Below are 19,914 nucleotides of genomic sequence, written 5' to 3'. Positions count from 1 at the left end.
GTTGGTTTTTTTTGGGGTCAACCGACGTAGGACTTAGCTATAAGTCGAGTAGGAGAGTTCCACTTTCATGGGCCCTCGCTTCTCACCAATCGGCCGAACAGGCTGTAGCCCTTTCACATTCGCGAAGCCCGTTGCGGCCGCTGGCGAACATCCATCACCGGATTTTTTTGCTATCCCGCTGCTGACGATGGCCTGATAGTGTTACCGCCAAGCGTGGGAATATTCGTACAAGTGTTTACATAGCAAAGCCCGTACCAGACCGCTTGCCGACCTCGATACGCGACAGGTCAATAGCTAAACTTGTAACCTTGCGACATCTTCTTAACTGATCAACCCGACGCGCACTCAGATCACGCACTCATTGAGAGCGCATGCACATATTTGGAGCAGCCATGACCGAGCCCTTGATTCTTCAACCTGTTAAGGCCGCTGATGCCTGTGTTATCTGGCTGCACGGCCTGGGCGCCGATCGTTATGACTTCCTCCCGGTAGCGGAAGCGCTGCAGGAAAGTTTGCTGACCACCCGTGTCGTTCTGCCGCAGGCACCGACCCGCGCCGTGACCATCAATGGCGGTTACGAGATGCCGAGCTGGTACGACATATTGGCCATGAGTCCGGCGCGCGCGATCAGTCGCGAACAGCTCGACGAGTCGGCCGACCGCGTGCTGGCATTGATCGAAGAACAGCGCGCCAGCGGAATAGACGCCTCGCGGATTTTCCTCGCCGGTTTTTCCCAGGGCGGCGCGGTTGTCTTGCATGCCGCCTTTCTGAAATGGCAGGGGCCGTTGGGTGGCGTACTTGCCCTCTCCACTTATGCGCCGACGTTCAGTGAAGAGCTGGAATTGTCTGCCAGCCAGCAGCGCATTCCGGTGCTTTCCCTGCATGGTCAGTACGATGACGTGGTGCAGAACGCCATGGGGCGGACGGCATACGAATACTTGAAGCACCATGGTGTCACCGTGACATGGCAGGAATACCCAATGGGTCACGAAGTGTTACCCGAAGAGATCCGCGACATCGGCGTGTGGCTCGGTGAGCGTTTGCGTTGAGCGCGGGAAAACAGCCCATTGATCCCTCCCACTACGCCGCGCCCGATTCTTGCATTACACTGGCCGGCACTTAACCTATTGATGAGATGACCGTGCTCAAAGCACTCAAGAAAATGTTCGGTAAAAGCGAGACTGAGCAGCTCGCGCCAGTCTCCGCTCCGTCTCACAGCCCCGGCCACCGCGCCGACGTTATCCAGCCGGGCCGCAGCCCAAGCGCAGAGGCAGCAATGCCGGCGCCGGTTGTCGAGACAGTTGCCGCTGAACAACCGCTCGCCGAAGCTCCGAAACCCGCGCGACCGCGTCGTGAACCCAAGCCAAAAGCGCCGGTGATCCCCTGGAAACTCGAAGATTTCGCCGTTGAACCCCAGGAAGGCAAAACCCGCTTCCACGATTTCAAACTCTCGCCAGAACTGATGCATGCCATTCAGGACCTGGGCTTTCCGTATTGCACGCCGATCCAGGCGCAGGTGCTCGGTTTTACCCTCGCCGGCAAAGACGCCATCGGCCGCGCCCAGACCGGCACCGGCAAAACCGCCGCGTTTCTGATCTCGATCATCACCCAGCTGCTGCAAACACCGCCGCCGAAAGAGCGCTACATGGGTGAGCCGCGCGCGCTGATCATTGCGCCAACCCGCGAGCTGGTGGTGCAGATCGCCAAGGACGCTGCCGATCTGACCAAGTACACCGGCCTTAATGTCATGACCTTCGTCGGCGGCATGGACTTCGACAAGCAGCTCAAGCACCTCGAAGCCCGTCACTGCGACATCCTGGTGGCAACGCCTGGCCGACTGCTCGATTTCAACCAGCGCGGCGATGTGCACTTGGACATGGTCGAAGTGATGGTGCTGGACGAAGCCGACCGCATGCTCGACATGGGCTTCATCCCGCAAGTGCGTCAGATCATTCGCCAGACCCCGCCGAAAGAAGAGCGTCAGACGCTGCTGTTCTCCGCGACCTTCACCGAAGACGTGATGAATCTTGCCAAACAGTGGACGACCGACCCGTCGATCGTCGAGATCGAGTCGCAGAACGTCGCCAGCGAAAACGTCGAGCAGCACATCTACGCGGTGGCCGGTGCCGACAAGTACAAATTGCTCTACAACCTGGTCAACGACAACGGCTGGGAACGGGTGATGGTGTTTGCCAACCGCAAGGATGAGGTGCGACGCATCGAGGAACGCCTTGTGCGCGATGGCGTCAACGCCGCGCAACTGTCTGGCGACGTGCCGCAGCACAAGCGCATCAAGACCCTCGAAGGTTTCCGCGAAGGCAAGATTCGCGTGCTGGTTGCCACCGATGTCGCCGGTCGCGGCATTCACATCGACGGCATCAGCCACGTGATCAACTTTACCCTGCCGGAAGTCCCGGATGACTACGTGCATCGCATCGGTCGTACGGGTCGTGCCGGCGCCGATGGCGTGTCCATCAGCTTTGCCGGGGAAGACGATTCCTATCAGCTACCGTCCATCGAGGCGCTGCTGGGCCGCAAGATCAGCTGCGAAACACCGCCGACGCATCTGCTTCGGGCGGTTGAGCGCAAGCGCCCGTAATCCGGCGCAAAGCAAAAAATGGCGCAGCCGGAATCGGACTGCGCTTTTTTTTCGCCTGGATATTGCCCACCGGAACTAAATGTCCATAATGGACAAATAAGTTTATCTGCAGGTTCCGGAGCCGACATGTCCAGCCCCCCTAATGTAATCAACCAGCTTCAGGCACGCGAACTCCTGGCTCAGATCGATGTGCCCCACATCCTGCGCAAACTGTTCAGTGACCTCGCTGCCGGGCAAGCGGTGCAACCGGCACAGCAACTGGTCGAGTTTCCACATGGCGCGGGCGACTTCATCAATTTCCTCGGTGTGCTGGCGCAGGACGGCGTATATGGAGTGAAGACGTCGCCGTACATCGTCCGCGAGCAAGGGCCGCTGGTGACAGCGTGGACGCTGCTGATGTCGATGCAGACCGGCCAGCCGCTGCTGCTTTGCGATGCAGGTGAACTGACCATTGCTCGTACGGCGGCGACCACTGCTGTAGCCGTCGATGCCCTCGCCCCGCCTGATGCTCGACGTCTGGCAATTATTGGCAGCGGCAAGGTCGCCCTGGCACATCTGCAATACGTGAAAAATCTACGGGACTGGCAGAGCATTCGCATGTATTCGCCGAGTCTGGGCGGCAAAAGTCCTGAGGTTCTGGCCGAGTTGCAGCGTATCGATCCTCGCCTCACGATCGTTCACAACCGTGAAGCGGCGCTGCAAGAGGCGGATGTGATCATGCTCTGCACGTCGTCTGCCGCACCGGTTATGGACCCGGCCAGCCTCAACAAACCAGCACTGATGACCTCCATCAGCACCAATGCCCCGCGCGCCCACGAAGTGCCGCCGCGAACCCTCAAAGACATGCAAGTGTTCTGCGATTATCGGCCGACGACTCCGGAGTCGGCCGGCGAGATGCTGATTGCCGCTGAGCTGCATGGCTGGGATAAAAATCTGATCGTTGGCGATTTGCCTGAGCTGATCAGCGCGAAAGTGGAGCGTCCCGAGTACGACCGTCACGTGTTTTTCCGTTCCATCGGCCTGGGCCTGGAAGACATTGCGCTGGCCAATGCCATCTACCGCCTGCAACCCTGACACCTGAATCCTTGTGGGAGCGAGCCTGCTCGCGAATGCGCAGTGACATTCAGAACAATGTCGCCTGACATGCCGCCTTCGCGAGCAGGCTCGCTCCCACCTGGAGTACCGACACCATTGGCATTTGCGCTCGACAGGAGACGTTCATGAGCCAGGCAGACTTCATCATCATTGGCGGCGGGATTGCCGGCGCTTCCACCGGTTTCTGGCTGTCGCAGCACGCCCGGGTCATCGTGCTCGAGCGCGAATCGCAAGCGGGTTATCACTCCACCGGACGCTCCGCCGCGCTCTACACCGCCGCGTACGGCACACCGCAGGTGCGGGCGCTGACCCAGGCCAGTCGCGACTTCTTCGACGCGCCGCCCGCCGGTTTCTGCGAACACCCGCTGTTGACCCCGCGCGGTGAAATGACCGTGGATTTCACCGGCGACCCGGCCGAATTGCACAACCAGTACCTGAGCGCGAAGGCCACCGTTGCCGAAATGCAGATGCTCAGCGCCGAAGAGGCCTGCGTGCGCCTGCCGATACTGCGCCGGGAAAAAGTCCACGGCGCCATCTACGACCCGACTGCCTGCGACATCGACACCGATGCCTTGCACCAGGGCTATCTGCGCGGAATCCGGCGCAATCAGGGCGAAGTGCACACCGACAGCGAGGTCACACGGCTGACCCGAGATAACGAGGGTATTTGGCACGTACAAACCCCCAGCCAGACCTTTAGCGCACCGATCATCATCAATGCCGCTGGCGCCTGGGCCGACAAGATCGGTGCATTGGCCGGCACTCTACCGCTAGGCCTGCAGCCCAAACGCCGCGCCGCGTTCATCTTCGCCGGGCCCGAGGGTGTGGACATTCACCAGTGGCCAATGCTGGTCAGCCTCGACGAATCGTTCTACATGAAACCCGACGCCGGCATGTTCCTCGGTTCCCCGGCCAACGCCGACCCGGTCGAACCCCACGACGTACAGCCCGAAGAGCTCGACATCGCGATGGGCATTTACCAGATCGAAGAAGCCACCACGCTGACCATCCGCCGACCGACCCGCACCTGGGCCGGCTTGCGCAGTTTTGTTTGCGACGGTGATTTGCTGTCAGGTTTCGATCAGCATGTCCCGGGGTTTTTCTGGGTGGCAGCGCAAGGCGGTTATGGTATTCAGACGTCCCCGGCCATGGGCCAGGCCAGCGCCGCACTGGTTCGTGGCGGAGCCTTGCCCGAGCAACTCGCACGCTTCGGGCTGGACGCTTCAATGCTCTCCCCCGCACGCCTGGGTTAAGGCTGCTCAGGTGACGCGTCGTCCCGATTGCGGCAAACTCCCTGCGCGCTTTTTATCGGCGCAGAAGCCGCCTGGAGCTCCACTGAATGAATGCACTTGAACAAACCCCAAGCCAGGATGAGGCCGCGCTGGACAACTACCGGGCGATCGCCGATGCGATCGCCACATTGTTTTTCCCCCACGCCGAGGTGGTGCTGCACGATCTGCGCACGCAGAAGGTTGATTACATCGCCAACAATCTGTCGAAACGGGAAATCGGTGACGACTCGTCGCTGGAGGACATGCTCAGCGACGACGTCAGCGAACGAAACATCGGGCCGTACGAAAAGCTCAATTGGGATGGTCAGAAGATTCGCAGCCTGAGCAGCGTTCTGCGCGACGGCACGGGTCACCCGCTGGCCGTGCTGTGCATCAATCTGAATATTTCGCTGTTCGAAAATGCCAAGGCCGCGCTGGACCTGTTTCTGTCGCCGAGCAAACTGATCCCGCAGCCGGATTCACTGTTCCGCGATGACTGGCAGGAGCGCATCAACACGTTTCTCCACGCCTGGCTGCGTGAGCGGCAGTTGAGCCTGAACCTGCTGACCCGCGATCACAAACGTGAACTGGTGCTGGCCCTGCACGCCGAAGGCGCCTTCAAAGGCAAAAGCGCCTCCAACTATGTGGCGAATGTGCTGAACATGGGACGGGCGACGGTGTACAAGCATTTGAAGGAACTCAAGGCCTAAGAGCGTCACGCCCGCACTTATCCACTGGAAAAACCAATCTCCAGCAGCTGGCGCACCCTGCGTCCGAGGACGAAGTCCTCGCTATACGTGTCGCCGCGTTGCATCAGGTAGATCGCGATAGGCGCGTGAGCGAGGACTGCGTCCTCGCACGCAGGCTTCACCAGCTGCTACAGGAATCGTGTCACCCGACAGGGTTTTACTCCAGCGCCGAAGCCGGGCCGAAGAACTCGTAACGGCTTTGCTTCTCCGGCACACCCAAGGCCTTGAGGTGACGTTTAATGGCCGCCATGAAACCCTTCGGCCCCAGGAAGTAAGCGTCCATATCACGATGCTGCGGCAACCACTCGCCCAACTGTTCCTGGCTCAACAAACCGACCTTGTCTGCGGCCGGGCTGACGCCATCGTCCTCGGCATAGCAATAAAAACGCTTGAGTTGCGGGTGACTCCCGGCTAACTCGTCGATCCAGTCACGGAATGCGTGGACGCTACCGTTGCGAGCGCAGTGGATAAAATGTACCGGGCGCTCGGTGGCCAGCGCCGCTTCGAGCATTGCCAGGGTCGGAGTGATGCCGACGCCGCCACTGATCAGCACCAGCGGTTTATCGCTGGCGGTCAGGGTGAATTCGCCCGATGGCGGGAACAGCTGAATGCTTGAGCCGACGTGCAATTGATCATGCAAGTGGTTAGACGCACGACCACCGTGCTCGCGTTTGACGCTGATGCGGTACTGGCCTTTGTTCGCCAGTGCCGACAACGAATAGTTACGACGAATTTCTTCGCCATCGAGGATCAATTTCATGCCGATGTACTGGCCCGGTTCCGCCGCCAGGATCGCGCCTTTGTCCGCCGGTTCGAAGTAGAACGAAGTGATTTCCGCGCTCTCCTCCACTTTGGCCGAAACAATGAATTCCCGCGCCCCGCGCCAGCCGCCGGGCGCCTGCGCTTTCTGGTCGTAGATGCTGGTTTCCGCACCGATCAGGATGTCAGCCAACTGGCCGTAAGCCGCGCCCCAGGCACTCATTACCTGCGGCGTGGCGATCTCCTCGCCGAGCACTTCGGAGATCGCGCGCAACAGGCAGCTGCCGACAATCGGATAATGTTCAGGACGAATTTGCAGGGCGACGTGTTTGTTGATGATCTTCGCCACCAGGTCGCCCAGTTGATCGAGCTGGTCGATATGACGTGCGTACATCAATACGCCATTCGCCAGAGCGCGGGGCTGATCACCGCTGGCCTGGTGGGCCTGATTGAACAATGGACGAACTTCCGGGTATTCAGAGAGCATCATCCGGTAAAAATGGGTGATCAACGCTTCGCCACCGCTTTCCAGCAACGGCACGGTGGACTTGACGATTGCACGGTCTTGAACGCTAAGCATAAGGGGACTCCTGGCGACTTGAAGTATTAACTGGTTCGCTTATGTCTATCAGTTTCCATGCCAGAAAGTTTTTCCTTGAGAATCATATAGTTGAAACCTACCTAGTCATATCGACACAATCTGATTTATAGTCATCTCGACTACATGGAGTCACTATGACTGCGAAATCCCTGCTGACAGCTTTGTTGCCTTTGGTCTCCGATCTGTCCCGCGAACTTCCCGAGAGCGAGCGCTACCGGCGCCTGCTCGAAGCGATGCGCGCCCTGCTCCCCTGCGACGCCGCCGCCCTCCTGCGCCTGGATGGCGAATGGCTGGTGCCGCTGGCCGTCGACGGGTTGAGCACCGACACCCTTGGCCGGCGTTTCAAGGTCAGTGAACACCCACGCTTCGAGATCCTGCTGAGTAGCCCTGACCCGACCCGGTTTGCTGCCGACAGCAACCTGCCTGACCCTTACGACGGACTGGTCGATGGGCTCGATGATCATCTGGAAGTCCACGATTGCCTGGGCTGCCCACTGTTTATCGACGAACGACCATGGGGATTGCTGACCCTCGACGCGCTCGATCCGCAGCGACTCGAACCGATCGAACTGGACGCCTTACAGGCTTTTGCCAGCCTCGCCGCCGCCACGGTCAATGCCGCCGAGCGCATTCAGCGACTGGCCAATCGTGCAGAACACGAACACCAGCGTGCCGAGGTCTATCGCCAGGCCAGCGGTCAGCAAACGCGCGAAATGATCGGTCAGAGCAAGGCGCATAAACGGTTGGTAGAGGAAATCAATCTGGTCGGGGGCAGCGATCTCACTGTGCTCATCACCGGCGAGACCGGCGTCGGCAAAGAGCTGGTCGCGCAGGCGATCCACGCCGCGTCGTCGCGGGCAGACAAGCCGATCATCAGTCTCAACTGCGCCGCATTGCCAGACACCTTGGTGGAGAGCGAACTGTTCGGCCATGTGCGCGGCGCCTTCACCGGCGCGACCAGCGACCGTCGCGGCAAATTTGAACTGGCCGACGGTGGCACGCTGTTTCTCGATGAAGTCGGCGAACTGTCACTGACCGTGCAGGCGAAATTGCTCCGTGTGTTGCAAAGCGGCCAACTGCAGCGTTTGGGTTCGGACAAAGAGCATCAGGTTGATGTGCGTCTCATCGCCGCCACCAACCGCGACCTGGCGCAAGAAGTGCGCAGTGGCCGTTACCGCGCCGACTTCTATCACCGGTTGAGCGTTTATCCGTTACTGGTGCCGGCGCTGCGCGATCGTGGTCGCGATGTGCTGTTGCTCAGCGGTTATTTTCTGGAGCAAAACCGCTCGCGCATGGGCCTCAACAGCTTGCGCCTGAGTGCAGATGCTCAGGCTGCGTTGCTGGCCTATGACTGGCCGGGCAACGTGCGGGAACTGGAGCACCTGATCGGTCGCAGCGCGTTGAAAGCGTTGGGCCACTGCAAGGAACGGCCGAAAATCCTCAGCCTGAGCGCAGCGGACCTTGACCTGCCCGGCGTCAACGTCGAAGTCATCCAGGAGCAACCGGCGGCGGCGCCAATGACGGTAGTGACGGGGGATTTACGCCAGGCCACGGACAACTATCAGCGCCAGTTGATCAGCGCCTGTCTTGAACGCCATCAAAACAACTGGGCCAGCGCCGCCCGCGAACTGGGCCTCGACCGCGCCAACCTCGGACGCATGGCCAAGCGCCTGGGCATGAAATAACCCCGATTCCCTGTAGCAGCTGCCGAAGGCTGCGTTCGGCTGCAGAGCAGTCGTCAATGGCTGAACTCAGTGCCTTGGACATTGCGCGTTGCAGGGTCGGGCGAGGACTTCGTCCTCGAACGCAGCCTTCGGCAGCTGCTACAAGGTCGCGCTCCCCCAGGTGTCGATGGAATGTTGTTAAAGCCTGCCCTCAACAAGTCGATAACCCGGCATCGATAGTTGTTGGCACTCTTCACGGATGCCCATCACGCTCTACACAGAAGGTTTTTATGTCCTCCACCAAAGCCCGCGCAGATTCCCTTTCGCTTCTGCTGTTTACCTTGCGCAGCGGCAAGCTGATGGCGATCAACCTGCTTAAAGTCAGTGAAATCATTCCTTGCCCGCCGCTGACCAAGCTGCCGGAGTCGCATCCACACGTCAAAGGCATCGCCACCCTGCGCGGCATGTCGCTGTCGGTGATCGACCTCAGCCGCGCCATCGGCGAGCGACCGCTGGAAGACCCGAATGGCGGTTGCCTGATCGTCACGGATGTCAGCCGTTCCAAACAGGGCCTGCACGTCCAGGCTGTGAGCAAGATTGTGCATTGCCTGACCACCGACATCCGCCCGCCGCCCTTCGGTTCCGGCGGCGTACGTTCGTACATCACCGGCGTGACGTCGGTGGACGGCACGTTGGTCCAGGTGCTGGATATCGAAAAAGTCATCCACGGCATCGCCCCGGCGCAAATCGAAATGGCCCCGACCGAGCTGAGCATGGAAGACGCCGAAGTGCTGGGCAATGCGCGCATTCTGGTGGTCGACGACAGTCAGGTCGCGCTGCAGCAGTCGGTGCACACACTGCGTAATCTCGGCCTGCAATGTCACACCGCCCGCAGCGCGAGGGAGGCCATCGACTGCCTGCTGGACCTGCAAGGCACGGCGCAGCAGATCAACCTGATCGTCTCGGACATCGAAATGTCCGAAATGGATGGCTACGCTTTAACCCGGACCCTGCGCGAAACCCCCGACTTCGCGCACCTGTACGTGCTGCTGCACACCTCTCTGGACAGCGCAATGAACAGCGAAAAAGCTCGACTGGCCGGCGCCAACGGCGTACTGACCAAGTTCTCTTCGCCGGAACTGACCAAGTGCCTGATCGAAGCGGCGAAGGCCGTCGCCGAACAGGGTCACTAAGCAGTGGCCGACGATTTCTGCTTTCTGATGCGGCGCAACCTGATGGAGGTTTGCGCAGCGGTGGTGTGGCCGTCGTCCATCGTCCTCAGCGAATACCGTCCGGAGCTTGCGGAGGCCGTGCATGGCCTGATGGACCTGGGCTATGTCGACGGCGGCGGTCGCGTGCCGTCACTGGACGTCTGGCAGCAAAGGTTTGAAACCGATCCCGAGTACGATCCTTCACTGTGTTTCATCGCCCTGGATGCTGAAGGCATCGTCGGCGTTTGTCAGTGCTGGACCAGCGCCTACATCAAGAATCTGGTGGTGCATCCTCGCGCGCGAGGTCTGGGCCTCGGCCGCGCATTTTTGCTGCACGCGTTCAGGGTTTTTCAGCAACGGCGCGAAGGATTTGTCGATTTGAAGGTGAAGGAAGACAACCTGCGGGCGCAGCGCTTGTATGAAAATGTTGGGATGTATGTCGTCCGGCGCGAGCAAGTTCCTGGCTGACAAACCGACATCGCGAGCAAGCTGTGCTCCCACACTGGATCACCGTCTGTGGGAGCAAAGCTCGCTCGCGATGAGGCCGACACATTCAAACTAAAACCCTCAGGCATACTCCAACCCTCGGCCAACCCAACGCCCAAGGATGCTGAACCATGAAAGCCACCACCCTGACCTTCCTCTGCCTCACCGCCCTCGCCACTCAGGCCCACGCCTCCAGCCCCGACGCCTGGGCAGCCTTCGACAAAGCAGTGCTCGCCAGTTGCACCAAGGCCAGCGGCCTGAAAGATGCCAAACCCGTCGGCAACGCGGCGCAGTTCGATGATCGGGTAGGCTACGTCGCCGTCCTGCTACAAGGCCAATACCCGCAGAAACACATGAAAGGCCAGCAGGGCACCGAGCTGTGCCTGTACAACAAGAAGAGCAAAACCGCCTACGTCAATGAGTGGGATTCGATCCGTACGCCCGGCAAAACCCGCTGAGTGGCGCACAACTTGCTTCGACGCAGTCTTTGGCGGTGACATTCTGTCGCCGTTTCTAACGCTGAGAGTCGACTAACCGCTCAATGAATACGACCTTTTCCTGCGTAGGCTGTGGCAAATGCTGCAATGACCATCACGTGCCCCTGACCCTGGCGGAAGCGCGAATGTGGGCGGCTGACGGCGGTCAGGTGATCGTGCTGGTGGAGGCGTTCCTCGACAACGGACTTGGCTTGCCGCTACTTCAGCGCGAACACGCTGAACGCCGGTCAGCGCGAGTGTCCAGCGGCAAATCGGACGTTCATGTTGCAATCACTTTTGCTGCATTCAATGCCGGCCGCTGCCGGAATCTTGACGAAGAAAACCTCTGCAGGATCTATGAACGCCGGCCATTGGTGTGCCGAATCTATCCTATGGAAATCAATCCGCACATTCCCTTGAATACCGCCGTGAAGGAATGTCCGCCCGAGTCGTGGGAACAAGGACCGGCACTGATCATCGGTGGCGAGCTGATCGATCAGGAACTTGCAGGGCTCATCCAGCGCTCGCGTCAGGCGGACCGTGATGACATTCGCAGCAAAGATGCGATCTGCGCACTACTGGGGATTCGCACGACGGCGCTGAAAGGCGATGGGTTCACCGCGTACTTGCCGGACATGACCGCGTTCGCCGCCGCGATCGAACAGATTGCGCAACAACCGCTGGCCGGCACCGGCAGTGAATGGTTGTTTCATGTTTCCGGTGAGGACATTGCCGCGCAAGTGATAGAGGCTGGAGCGCTGGTGGCGACAAATGTACCCGGAACCTATGCGTTTATTTCGTTGCGAGGAGCCTGAAACACCAGGTGACAGACCCAAAAAAATCACTGCGCAATTGCGTTGCGCAGTGGTTCGTCGTCGACAGCGTCAGCTGGCCTTCACTGCCAGACAATCCACTTCTACCCGCGCGTCGCCTATCAACTTGCCGGCAAACGTTGTACGAGCGGGCAGACGGTCTACCGGGAAATAACTGCGATACACGGTACTCATGGCGGAAAAATCCTTGATGTCGGCGAGGATGACCGTGCATTTAGCCACTTGCGCCATAGACGAACCGTTGCGTTGCAGCGCGGTACGCAAGTTCTCCATGGCCTGAGTCGTCTGCGGGCCAATGCCGCCCTTCACCAGTTCACCATCACCTCCCAAGCCGACCAAGCCGGAAAAGTAAATCGTCTCGCCGACCTGCACCGCATCGGAAAATGGCAAGCCTTCGTCGTTAGGAACGTAGCGGGGTGAGATGGGCGCAGCCAGTGGCAAGTAGCGTTGGGTAATCGCCTGGTGCTGGCCATTTTTCTTGAGACGCTCAAGCGCTGCATTCAGGTTATCGCGCAGCTGGGTGTCGGTTTTCCGTACAGCCATTGCCACACCACTGCCCAGCATGGGGTCCTTGATAGAGGGGCCGGCGAAATCGAAAGCCTGACCTTGTGGCAGGCTTAATAATGCGTGGGTAATTTCAATGGAGTCTTGCAGGGTTGCATCGATTTCCCCCGACAGCAGGCTTTCAACCAGTTGATTATTGAGCGCGAAACTGCGCACCGTCACTCCCGCCGGGGCCCAACGGGACCTGGCGAACGCTTCACGGTGGGTGCCTGTCAGGACGCCGACACTCTTGCCCTTGAGCGATTGCACATTCGGTTGCAGATTCGCCCCTTTGCGCGCCACCAGTCGGCTGCTCAGGGGGTAAAGATCATCGGTGAAATCGACCCGGTCGCGACGTGCAGATGTGGCGGTCATGGGCATGATCACGTCGAAACGATTGGTTTCAAGGGCATGAATGTTGGTGGCGTAATCCTGGTCGACCCAGACACAGCGGGATTTGAGTTCGGCACACAACGCGTTGCCCAACTCGATGTTCAATCCGACCAGCTCGCCCTTGTCGTTTCTGCTCTCAAATGGCGGAACCAGTGCTTCGACACCCATACGGATCTGTGGATCGGACGCAGACGACATGCAGCCAGTGGTCAGGGCCACCAGCGACAGTAGAGAGAGGGTTTTTACCAGAGTCATTTCAGCGGCCTTCATCAAGAATTCAGGGGGATGAATCTTTGACGAGAGGCCGCTTTATTTCCCAGAGGACGAATCGCTCATCCTTGTAGGAACGCTCTCAATGACAAGAGGAACAATTACCGGTCAACAATACGCCTGACAGTCAGCGTTTACCCATCGAACGACGAGTGCCGGGAGGCGCTGCACCGGGGGTTTTGGTATGGCCGTTCTTGGCGCCATTCTTGTACCAAGGCTGGCTGGCGTTCTTCGCTGCGGCCAGGTCGCCCGGCTTGAACGGGAACTTGAACGCCGGGATAGCGGCTTTGGTTTCGCTGTCTGCGCTGGAGTCGACGCTGTCTGGCAGGTCTGCCTGGTCGTCGCTCAAAGCGTCGGCAACCGGCGGTTGTGTCGGGGAAGTCATGAAAGCTCCGGGTGATGCGTAAAGTCGGGCCCGGTCAGCGAGCCACGAAAGGCGGCAGTATACCTCTCCAATCGCCACTGCATGGATCCTGATCTTCACCCAGCGCCAAACTGACAGTGCCGTCAGCTAGCCGTCACCTTGGCGACCGCCAAACAGGTTTATAAAGGACGATATCCTGACCTTTCTCCGACCCACCAGACCGGCGCCCCAATCGCATGCGAATACAGAAAAAAACCGCCCTGATTGCCAGCCTGCTGGCCGTGCTGGTTGCGTTGGGCATCTGGTACGTGAGCAAACCTGCCACGGCGAAACTGGCGACCCCGACCGCTATTCCCGTGCGTGTAGTCAGCGTTGCCGAAAAAGACGTGCCTCGTTATGTCACCGGGATCGGCTCGGCGCTGTCTCTGCACAGCGTGGTGGTGCGGCCACAGATCGATGGGGTCCTCACTAAAATCCTGGTCAAGGAAGGTCAATTGGTGAAGAAGGGCGATCTGCTCGCGACCGTCGATGACCGTTCAATTCGCGCCAGCCTCGATCAGACCCGTGCGCAATTGGGCGAAAGCCAGGCGCAGCTGCAAGTAGCAACGGTCAACCTCAAGCGCTATAAATTGCTGAGTGTCGATGACGGTGTGTCCAGGCAGACGTTTGACCAGCAACAGGCGTTGGTCAATCAACTCAAGGCCACCGCCCAAGGCAATCAGGCATCGATTGACGCCGCTCAGGTGCAACTTTCCTACACGCAGATTCGCTCACCGGTGACCGGACGAGTCGGGATTCGTACGGTGGACGAAGGCAATTTCCTGCGCATGACCGATACCCACGGTCTTTTCACCGTCACCCAGATCGACCCGATCGCCGTGGAGTTCTCCCTGCCGCAACAGATGCTGCCGACCTTGCAAAGTTTGATCGGTGACCCGCAGCGGGCCCGGGTCAAGGCTTACATCGGCGCCGACACCGATGGCGAAACCGGCAACCTGCTTGGCGAAGGCCATTTGACTCTGATCGACAACCAGATCAGCGCCAACACCGGGACCATCCGCGCCAAGGCCGAATTCGATAACGCCGAGCAAAAACTCTGGCCTGGCTTGCTGGTGACGGTACAAATTCAGACAGCTCTGGAGAAAGACGCCCTGGTGGTGCCGCCCACCGTCGTGCAACGTGGGCTCGATCAACATTTCGTCTATCGAATCAACGGCGACAAAGTCGAGATCGTCGACGTGCAGATGGTGTATCAGGACGCCGACCAGAACATCGTCAAAGGCGTCAAATCGGGCGATGTGCTGGTCAGCGACGGTCAGTCGCGGCTCAAACCCGGCGCGACGGTGCAGATTCTCACCGAGCCGCCGCAAGTGGTGCAGGCGGAGCCGAAGCCATGAAAGGCCACCGTTCGATTTCAGCCTGGTGCATCGATCATCCGGTGGCGACGATTCTGCTGACGTTCGCCTTGGTGCTGCTGGGCGCGATTGCCTTTCCAAAGTTGCCGATAGCGCCGCTGCCGGAGGCGGAATTTCCGACCATCCAGGTCGCCGCGCAGTTGCCCGGCGCCAGCCCGGAAACCATGGCGTCGTCGGTAGCCACGCCGCTGGAAGTGCAATTCAGCGCCATCCCCGGCGTGACGCAAATGACCTCAAGCAGCGCCTTGGGCTCGACCAACCTGACTCTGCAATTCACCCTCGACAAAAGCATCGACACCGCCGCGCAGGAGGTGCAGGCCGCAATCAACACCGCCGCCGGCAAACTGCCCAGGGACATGCCGAACCTGCCGACCTGGCGCAAGGTCAATCCGGCCGACAGCCCGGTGCTTATCCTCAGCATCAACTCAACCCTGATGCCCGGCCCCGAACTCAGCGATCTGGTGGAAACCCTGCTGTCCCGTCAGATCAGTCAGATCGACGGTGTAGGCCAGGTCAATATCACCGGTCAACAACGTCCGGCCATCCGGGTTCAGGCTTCGGCGGACAAACTCGCCGCCATCGGTTTGACCCTGGCGGACATTCGTCTGGCGTTGCAGCAGACCAGCCTTAACCTCGCCAAAGGTGCGTTGTACGGCGAATCGAGCATTTCCACCCTGTCCACCAACGACCAGTTGTTTCACCCGGAGGAGTACAGCGAGCTCATCGTTTCCTACAAGGACGGCGCCCCGGTTCACCTGCGCGATGTCGCCAAAGTCGTCAACGGTGCAGAAGATGCCTACGTGCAGGCCTGGGCAGGCGACCGCCCAGGCGTGAACCTGGTGATCTTCCGCCAGCCGGGCGCCAACATTGTCGAAACCGTTGACCGGGTGCAGGCCGCGCTGCCGACGCTTACGGCGATGCTGCCGGCGTCGGTGCAGGTCAGCACCCTGGTCGACCGCACCCAGACCATTCGCGCTTCGCTGCACGAGGTGGAAATCACTCTGCTGATTGCGATCGGGCTGGTGGTCGCAGTGATGGCGCTGTTCTTGCGCCAGTTGTCAGCCACGTTGATCGTGACGGCCGTGCTCGGCGTGTCGCTGATCGCCAGTTTCGCCCTGATGTACATCATGGGTTTCAGTCTGAACAACCTGACCCTGGTAGCGATCGTGGTGGCCGTGGGGTTTGTGGTGGACGATGCAATCGTGGTGGTGGAAAACATCCACCGGCATCTGGAGGCCGGCGACGACATGCGCGAGGCCGCAATCAAGGGCTCCAGCGAAATCGGATTCACCGTGGTCTCGATCAGCTTCTCACTGGTGGCGGCGTTTATTCCGCTGCTGTTCATGGGCGGCGTGGTCGGGCGATTGTTCAAGGAATTCGCCTTGACGGCGACCTCGACCATCATGATTTCGGTGGTGGTGTCGTTGACCCTCGCGCCCACTCTCGCGGCCCTGTTCATGAAAGCGCCGGTGCATCGCGCCCACGATAAACCCGGTTTTGGCGATCGCTTGCTTGGCTGGTACGAACGCGGCCTGCGGCGCGCCCTCGCCCATCAGACATTGATGATCGGCGTGTTCGGTCTGTCGGTGGTGTTAGCGGTGACCGGTTACATCTTCATACCCAAAGGCTTCTTCCCGGTGCAGGACACCGGTTTTGTCCTCGGCACCACCGAAGCCGCTGCCGATATTTCCTACGGCGACATGGTGAAAAAACACCTGGCCATGGCAGAAATTGTCGCGGCAGACCCCGCCGTCGATGTGTTCTCCCACTCGGTAGGCGTCTCCGGCAGCAACCAGACCATTGCTAACGGCCGCTTCTGGATCTCGCTGAAAAAACGCGGTGACCGCGACGTCTCCGCCAGTGAATTCATCGACCGGATTCGCCCGCAGCTGATGAAAGTCCCGGGCATTGTCTTGTACCTGCGCGCCGGTCAGGACATCAACCTCAGCTCCGGCCCGAGCCGCGCGCAATATCAATACGTACTCAAGAGCAACGACGGCGCGACCCTCAGCACCTGGACCCAACGGCTCACGGAAAAACTGCGCAGCAACCCGGCGTTCCGCGACATTTCCAACGACCTGCAGCTGGGCGGCAGCATCACGCACATCAGCATCGACCGCAGCGCAGCGGCACGTTTTGGCCTGACCGTCAGCGATGTCGACGAAGCGCTGTACGACGCTTTTGGCCAGCGCCAGATCAACGAATTCCAGACCCAGACAAACCAGTACAACGTGATTCTGGAGCTGGACACAAAACAACGCGGCAAGGCTGAAAGTCTCAACTATTTCTACCTGCGCTCGCCATTGAGCGGGGAAATGGTACCGCTGTCGGCACTGGCGCGATTCGATGCGCCAACCGTTGGCCCGTTGTCCATCGCTCATGACGGTATGTTTCCGGCCGCCAACCTGTCCTTTAACCTCGCGTCCGGCGTGGCGTTGGGCGACGCGGTGATCATGCTCGATCAGGCCAAGGCCGAGATCGGCATGCCGGCGGCCATGAGCGGCAATTTCCAGGGCGCGGCACAGGCATTCCAGAGTTCGCTGGCCAGCCAGCCGTGGCTGATTCTGGCGGCGCTGGTGGCGGTGTACATCATTCTTGGCGTGCTCTACGAAAGTTTCGTGCACCCATTGACGATCATCTCGACCTTGCCCTCGGCGGGGCTCGGGGCGGTGATCATGCTGTGGATCTGTGGCCAGGATTTCTCGATCATGGCGCTGATCGGGCTGGTGCTGCTGATCGGGATCGTCAAGAAAAACGGCATCCTGATGATCGACTTTGCGCTGGATGCTCAGCGCAATCGTGGTTTGCCGCCCGAAGAGGCGATCTACGAGGCGTGCATCACACGGTTCCGGCCGATCATCATGACTACCCTCGCCGCCCTGCTCGGCGCCCTGCCGCTAATGTTCGGGTACGGCCCCGGCGCCGAATTGCGTCAGCCGCTGGGCATCGCGGTCGTGGGCGGGCTGCTGGTGAGTCAGGCGCTGACGCTGTTTACCACTCCGGTCATATACTTGTGGCTTGAGCGGCTATTCCATCGACCTAAACCCGCGCCAGCACAGGTGCCGGCGTTGGCGACCATAGACTGAGGCGGGGTCATGCGCGTTCTGATTATCGAAGACGAGGAAAAAACCGCGGACTATCTGCACCGCGGCCTCACCGAACAGGGTTACACAGTTGACTTGGCACGTGACGGCGTCGAGGGCCTGCACATGGCGCTGGAAAATGACTACGCCGTGATCGTCCTCGACGTCATGCTTCCGGGCCTCGACGGCTTTGGTGTGCTGCGTGCATTGCGCGCGCGCAAGCAAACGCCGGTGATCATGCTGACCGCTCGCGAGCGCGTTGAAGACCGCATCAAAGGCTTGCGCGACGGCGCCGACGATTACCTCGGCAAACCGTTTTCCTTCCTTGAACTGGTCGCACGTCTGCAGGCGCTGACCCGGCGCAGCGGCGGCCATGAACCGGTGCAGGTCAGCGTTGCAGACCTGTGGATCGACTTGATCAGCCGCAAGGCCACCCGCGCCGGCACCCGCCTGGACCTGACCGCCAAGGAGTTCTCGTTGCTCAGCGTGCTGGCCCGTCGACAAGGGGAAATCCTCTCGAAAACGTCGATTGCGGAAATGGTCTGGGACATCAATTTCGACAGTGACGCCAATGTCGTCGAAGTGGCGATCAAGCGTCTGCGCGCCAAACTGGACGGGCCGTTCGAAGAGAAATTGCTGCACACGATCCGAGGCATGGGTTATGTGCTGGAGAGCCGCAGTGTTTAGCCATTCGATTGCGCTGCGCCTCAGCGGGATGTTCACGCTGGTGGCCCTGGTGGTGTTTCTGCTGATCGGCGGCGCGTTGTATCAACAAGTCGATAAAGGCCTTGGCCTGCTGCCGGAAGCGGAACTGGACGCGCGCTACAGCGTGCTCGAATCCACCGTCGGCCGTTTCGGCACGCCCGAGCATTGGGTGAAGATCAACAACAAGCTCAAGCTGCTGAGTGAGGAAGACAAGCGCATCCGCTTCTGGGTCATCAGCGGAAATCCGCAATACGAATACGGCAACGCCACCGCGCCGATTCGTGCGTTCGCTGAAGGGCCGCTGGGCATGCGCGATCTCAACCTGCCCGGCCAGCCCTATCCGCTGAAAGTGCTGGTCAGCCAGTTCCCGGCCAAGGATCAGCGTCCGCCGTTGCGTTTCATGATCGGCATCGACACCGAGACGTTCTACCAGACTCAGCATCACCTGCTGATTGCCTTGATCAGCTTGGCGATTGTCGGCGTACTGCTGGCCTCGGCGCTGGGTTATTGGGTGGCGCGGATCGGCCTCAAGCCGCTGATCAAGTTGTCCCAGGAAGCCCAGCGACTGGCGCCGCCGCTACGCTCCGGGCGGTTGCGCCTGGCCTCGCTGCCGCCGGAGCTGAATCAGTTCGTCAACTCGTTCAATTCAACGCTGGAGCGGGTCGAACAGGCCTACTCGCGGCTGGAATCCTTCAATGCCGATGTCGCCCACGAACTGCGCTCGCCGCTGACCAATCTGATCGGTCAGACCCAAGTCGCGCTGACCCGTGGCCGCTCGGCCGAGCATTATTTCGAGGTGCTGCAATCGAACCTCGAAGAGCTGGAGCGACTGCGCTCGATCATCAACGACATGCTGTTCCTCGCCAGCGCCGACCAAGGCAGCAAGGCCACTAAACTGACCTCTGCGTCCCTCGCCGATGAAGTGGCGACGACCCTGGAGTATCTGGATTTCATTCTTGAGGACGCGCACGTTCAAGTGCAGGTCAGTGGTGATGCGCAAGTGCACATCGAAATCGCGCATTTGCGCCGGGCGTTGATCAATCTGCTGAATAACGCGGTCCAGCACACCGAGCCCGGCCAGGTTATCGAGGTGCGGATCGAGGTGGACGAGTTCCAGGTGAGCATTGGCGTTGCCAACCCCGGCTCGCCGATTGCCAACGAGCATTTGCCACGCCTGTTCGAACGGTTTTACCGGGTGGATGCTTCGCGCAGCAACAGCGGTAACAACCACGGTCTGGGGTTGGCGATTGTGAAAGCCATCGCTTTGATGCATGGCGGCGATGTGTTTGTGCGTAGTGATCGGGGGATGAACACCTTCGGGATTCATTTGCCTGTGTGAGGCCCATGCGCCGTTGTGGCGAGGGAGCTTGCTCCCGCTGGGCCGCGAAGCGGTCCCG

Annotated in this window: 17 protein-coding genes; 14 read left to right on the top strand and 3 right to left on the bottom strand. The window is 60.0% G+C overall.

Going from position 1 to position 19,914, the window contains the following annotated elements; all coding sequences use genetic code 11:
* Positions 1-392 precede the first annotated feature (392 nt).
* The 5 genes from ACYZTS_RS12545 (at position 393) to ACYZTS_RS12525 (ending at position 5,675) form a co-directional block, all read left to right on the top strand.
* A complete protein-coding gene (locus ACYZTS_RS12545; protein ID WP_461996198.1) occupies positions 393-1,049 on the top strand; it encodes an alpha/beta hydrolase in 657 nt (218 codons plus the stop codon).
* 86 nt (positions 1,050-1,135) lie between these two features.
* Positions 1,136-2,599 carry an ATP-dependent RNA helicase RhlB gene (gene rhlB, locus ACYZTS_RS12540; protein WP_461996197.1) on the top strand — a complete coding sequence of 488 codons (1,464 nt, stop codon included), beginning with the start codon at positions 1,136-1,138 and terminating at the stop codon, positions 2,597-2,599.
* A gap of 126 nt (positions 2,600-2,725) precedes the next feature.
* A complete protein-coding gene (locus tag ACYZTS_RS12535; RefSeq protein WP_461996195.1) occupies positions 2,726-3,673 on the top strand; it encodes an ornithine cyclodeaminase family protein in 948 nt (315 codons plus the stop codon).
* A 146-nt stretch (positions 3,674-3,819) separates the two neighbouring features.
* On the top strand, positions 3,820-4,947 hold the full coding sequence (locus ACYZTS_RS12530; protein WP_461996193.1) for an NAD(P)/FAD-dependent oxidoreductase: 1,128 nt from the start codon (positions 3,820-3,822) through the stop codon (positions 4,945-4,947).
* Between the two features lie 86 nt (positions 4,948-5,033).
* Positions 5,034-5,675 carry a helix-turn-helix transcriptional regulator gene (locus ACYZTS_RS12525; protein WP_461996191.1) on the top strand — a complete coding sequence of 214 codons (642 nt, stop codon included), beginning with the start codon at positions 5,034-5,036 and terminating at the stop codon, positions 5,673-5,675.
* Positions 5,676-5,871: 196 nt separating this feature from the next.
* Here ACYZTS_RS12525 and hmpA read toward each other — a convergent pair whose 3' ends face one another.
* Positions 5,872-7,053, bottom strand: a complete 1,182-nt coding sequence (hmpA, locus tag ACYZTS_RS12520; protein WP_461996189.1) for an NO-inducible flavohemoprotein — start codon at positions 7,051-7,053, stop codon at positions 5,872-5,874.
* Positions 7,054-7,208: 155 nt separating this feature from the next.
* On the opposite strand from hmpA, the gene norR reads away from it, so the two are divergent.
* The 5 genes from norR (at position 7,209) to ACYZTS_RS12495 (ending at position 11,726) form a co-directional block, all read left to right on the top strand.
* Complete coding sequence (gene norR, locus ACYZTS_RS12515) at positions 7,209-8,759, top strand: nitric oxide reductase transcriptional regulator NorR (RefSeq protein ID WP_028620834.1); 1,551 nt, start codon at positions 7,209-7,211, stop codon at positions 8,757-8,759.
* Between the two features lie 269 nt (positions 8,760-9,028).
* Positions 9,029-9,931, top strand: coding sequence for a chemotaxis protein CheV (locus tag ACYZTS_RS12510; RefSeq protein ID WP_028620833.1), 903 nt, complete (start codon positions 9,029-9,031; stop codon positions 9,929-9,931).
* Between the two features lie 27 nt (positions 9,932-9,958).
* Complete coding sequence (locus ACYZTS_RS12505) at positions 9,959-10,417, top strand: GNAT family N-acetyltransferase (RefSeq protein ID WP_028620832.1); 459 nt, start codon at positions 9,959-9,961, stop codon at positions 10,415-10,417.
* A 149-nt stretch (positions 10,418-10,566) separates the two neighbouring features.
* A complete protein-coding gene (locus ACYZTS_RS12500) occupies positions 10,567-10,893 on the top strand; it encodes a hypothetical protein (RefSeq protein WP_028620831.1) in 327 nt (108 codons plus the stop codon).
* Positions 10,894-10,976: 83 nt separating this feature from the next.
* Positions 10,977-11,726: a YkgJ family cysteine cluster protein gene (locus ACYZTS_RS12495; RefSeq protein ID WP_461996186.1), complete on the top strand. Its 750-nt coding sequence runs from the start codon at positions 10,977-10,979 to the stop codon at positions 11,724-11,726.
* Between the two features lie 69 nt (positions 11,727-11,795).
* Here the strand turns inward: ACYZTS_RS12495 and ACYZTS_RS12490 are convergent, their stop codons facing one another.
* Together ACYZTS_RS12490 and ACYZTS_RS12485 are read right to left on the bottom strand one after the other, a co-directional pair.
* A complete protein-coding gene (locus ACYZTS_RS12490; protein WP_028620829.1) occupies positions 11,796-12,935 on the bottom strand; it encodes a transporter substrate-binding domain-containing protein in 1,140 nt (379 codons plus the stop codon).
* A 142-nt stretch (positions 12,936-13,077) separates the two neighbouring features.
* The gene (locus tag ACYZTS_RS12485; protein WP_007943495.1) at positions 13,078-13,335 is read right to left on the bottom strand and encodes a hypothetical protein; all 258 of its coding nucleotides are present in this window, start codon (positions 13,333-13,335) and stop codon (positions 13,078-13,080) included.
* A 215-nt stretch (positions 13,336-13,550) separates the two neighbouring features.
* Here ACYZTS_RS12485 and ACYZTS_RS12480 point away from each other — a divergent pair, with 215 nt between their 5' ends.
* The 4 genes from ACYZTS_RS12480 to ACYZTS_RS12465 are packed head-to-tail and all read left to right on the top strand — an operon-like array spanning position 13,551 to position 19,856.
* Positions 13,551-14,711 carry an efflux RND transporter periplasmic adaptor subunit gene (locus ACYZTS_RS12480; RefSeq protein ID WP_461996183.1) on the top strand — a complete coding sequence of 387 codons (1,161 nt, stop codon included), beginning with the start codon at positions 13,551-13,553 and terminating at the stop codon, positions 14,709-14,711.
* Positions 14,708-17,815 (top strand): multidrug efflux RND transporter permease subunit, encoded by a 3,108-nt coding sequence (locus ACYZTS_RS12475; RefSeq protein ID WP_461996182.1) that lies wholly within the window; start codon positions 14,708-14,710, stop codon positions 17,813-17,815. Before ACYZTS_RS12480 ends, ACYZTS_RS12475 begins: the two co-directional genes overlap by 4 nt.
* Positions 17,816-17,824: 9 nt before the next feature.
* Positions 17,825-18,499 carry a heavy metal response regulator transcription factor gene (locus tag ACYZTS_RS12470; RefSeq protein ID WP_461996180.1) on the top strand — a complete coding sequence of 225 codons (675 nt, stop codon included), beginning with the start codon at positions 17,825-17,827 and terminating at the stop codon, positions 18,497-18,499.
* Entirely contained in the window at positions 18,492-19,856 is a 1,365-nt protein-coding gene (locus ACYZTS_RS12465; protein WP_461996178.1) for a heavy metal sensor histidine kinase, read from the top strand. The genes ACYZTS_RS12470 and ACYZTS_RS12465 overlap by 8 nt, the downstream gene beginning before the upstream one ends.
* The last annotated feature ends 58 nt before the right edge of the window (positions 19,857-19,914 follow it).

Source organism: Pseudomonas sp. TMB3-21 (assembly GCF_054898145.1).
The sequence above is the reverse complement of the archived record's forward strand: the minus strand, read 5'-3'. Positions and strand labels throughout refer to the sequence as shown.

What these genes read in the sequence shown, in the direction of transcription:
- ACYZTS_RS12535 (WP_461996195.1), top strand. Translation starts at nt 2,726, where the DNA reads ATGTCCAGCCCCCCTAATGTAATCAACCAGCTTCAGGCACGCGAACTC.
- norR (WP_028620834.1), top strand. Translation starts at nt 7,209, where the DNA reads ATGACTGCGAAATCCCTGCTGACAGCTTTGTTGCCTTTGGTCTCCGAT.
- ACYZTS_RS12500 (WP_028620831.1), top strand. Translation starts at nt 10,567, where the DNA reads ATGAAAGCCACCACCCTGACCTTCCTCTGCCTCACCGCCCTCGCCACT.
- ACYZTS_RS12505 (WP_028620832.1), top strand. Translation starts at nt 9,959, where the DNA reads ATGCGGCGCAACCTGATGGAGGTTTGCGCAGCGGTGGTGTGGCCGTCG.
- ACYZTS_RS12480 (WP_461996183.1), top strand. Translation starts at nt 13,551, where the DNA reads ATGCGAATACAGAAAAAAACCGCCCTGATTGCCAGCCTGCTGGCCGTG.
- ACYZTS_RS12495 (WP_461996186.1), top strand. Translation starts at nt 10,977, where the DNA reads ATGAATACGACCTTTTCCTGCGTAGGCTGTGGCAAATGCTGCAATGAC.
- ACYZTS_RS12490 (WP_028620829.1), bottom strand. Translation starts at nt 12,935, where the DNA reads ATGACTCTGGTAAAAACCCTCTCTCTACTGTCGCTGGTGGCCCTGACC.
- ACYZTS_RS12545 (WP_461996198.1), top strand. Translation starts at nt 393, where the DNA reads ATGACCGAGCCCTTGATTCTTCAACCTGTTAAGGCCGCTGATGCCTGT.
- ACYZTS_RS12525 (WP_461996191.1), top strand. Translation starts at nt 5,034, where the DNA reads ATGAATGCACTTGAACAAACCCCAAGCCAGGATGAGGCCGCGCTGGAC.
- rhlB (WP_461996197.1), top strand. Translation starts at nt 1,136, where the DNA reads ATGACCGTGCTCAAAGCACTCAAGAAAATGTTCGGTAAAAGCGAGACT.
- hmpA (WP_461996189.1), bottom strand. Translation starts at nt 7,053, where the DNA reads ATGCTTAGCGTTCAAGACCGTGCAATCGTCAAGTCCACCGTGCCGTTG.
- ACYZTS_RS12485 (WP_007943495.1), bottom strand. Translation starts at nt 13,335, where the DNA reads ATGACTTCCCCGACACAACCGCCGGTTGCCGACGCTTTGAGCGACGAC.
- ACYZTS_RS12510 (WP_028620833.1), top strand. Translation starts at nt 9,029, where the DNA reads ATGTCCTCCACCAAAGCCCGCGCAGATTCCCTTTCGCTTCTGCTGTTT.
- ACYZTS_RS12475 (WP_461996182.1), top strand. Translation starts at nt 14,708, where the DNA reads ATGAAAGGCCACCGTTCGATTTCAGCCTGGTGCATCGATCATCCGGTG.
- ACYZTS_RS12530 (WP_461996193.1), top strand. Translation starts at nt 3,820, where the DNA reads ATGAGCCAGGCAGACTTCATCATCATTGGCGGCGGGATTGCCGGCGCT.
- ACYZTS_RS12470 (WP_461996180.1), top strand. Translation starts at nt 17,825, where the DNA reads ATGCGCGTTCTGATTATCGAAGACGAGGAAAAAACCGCGGACTATCTG.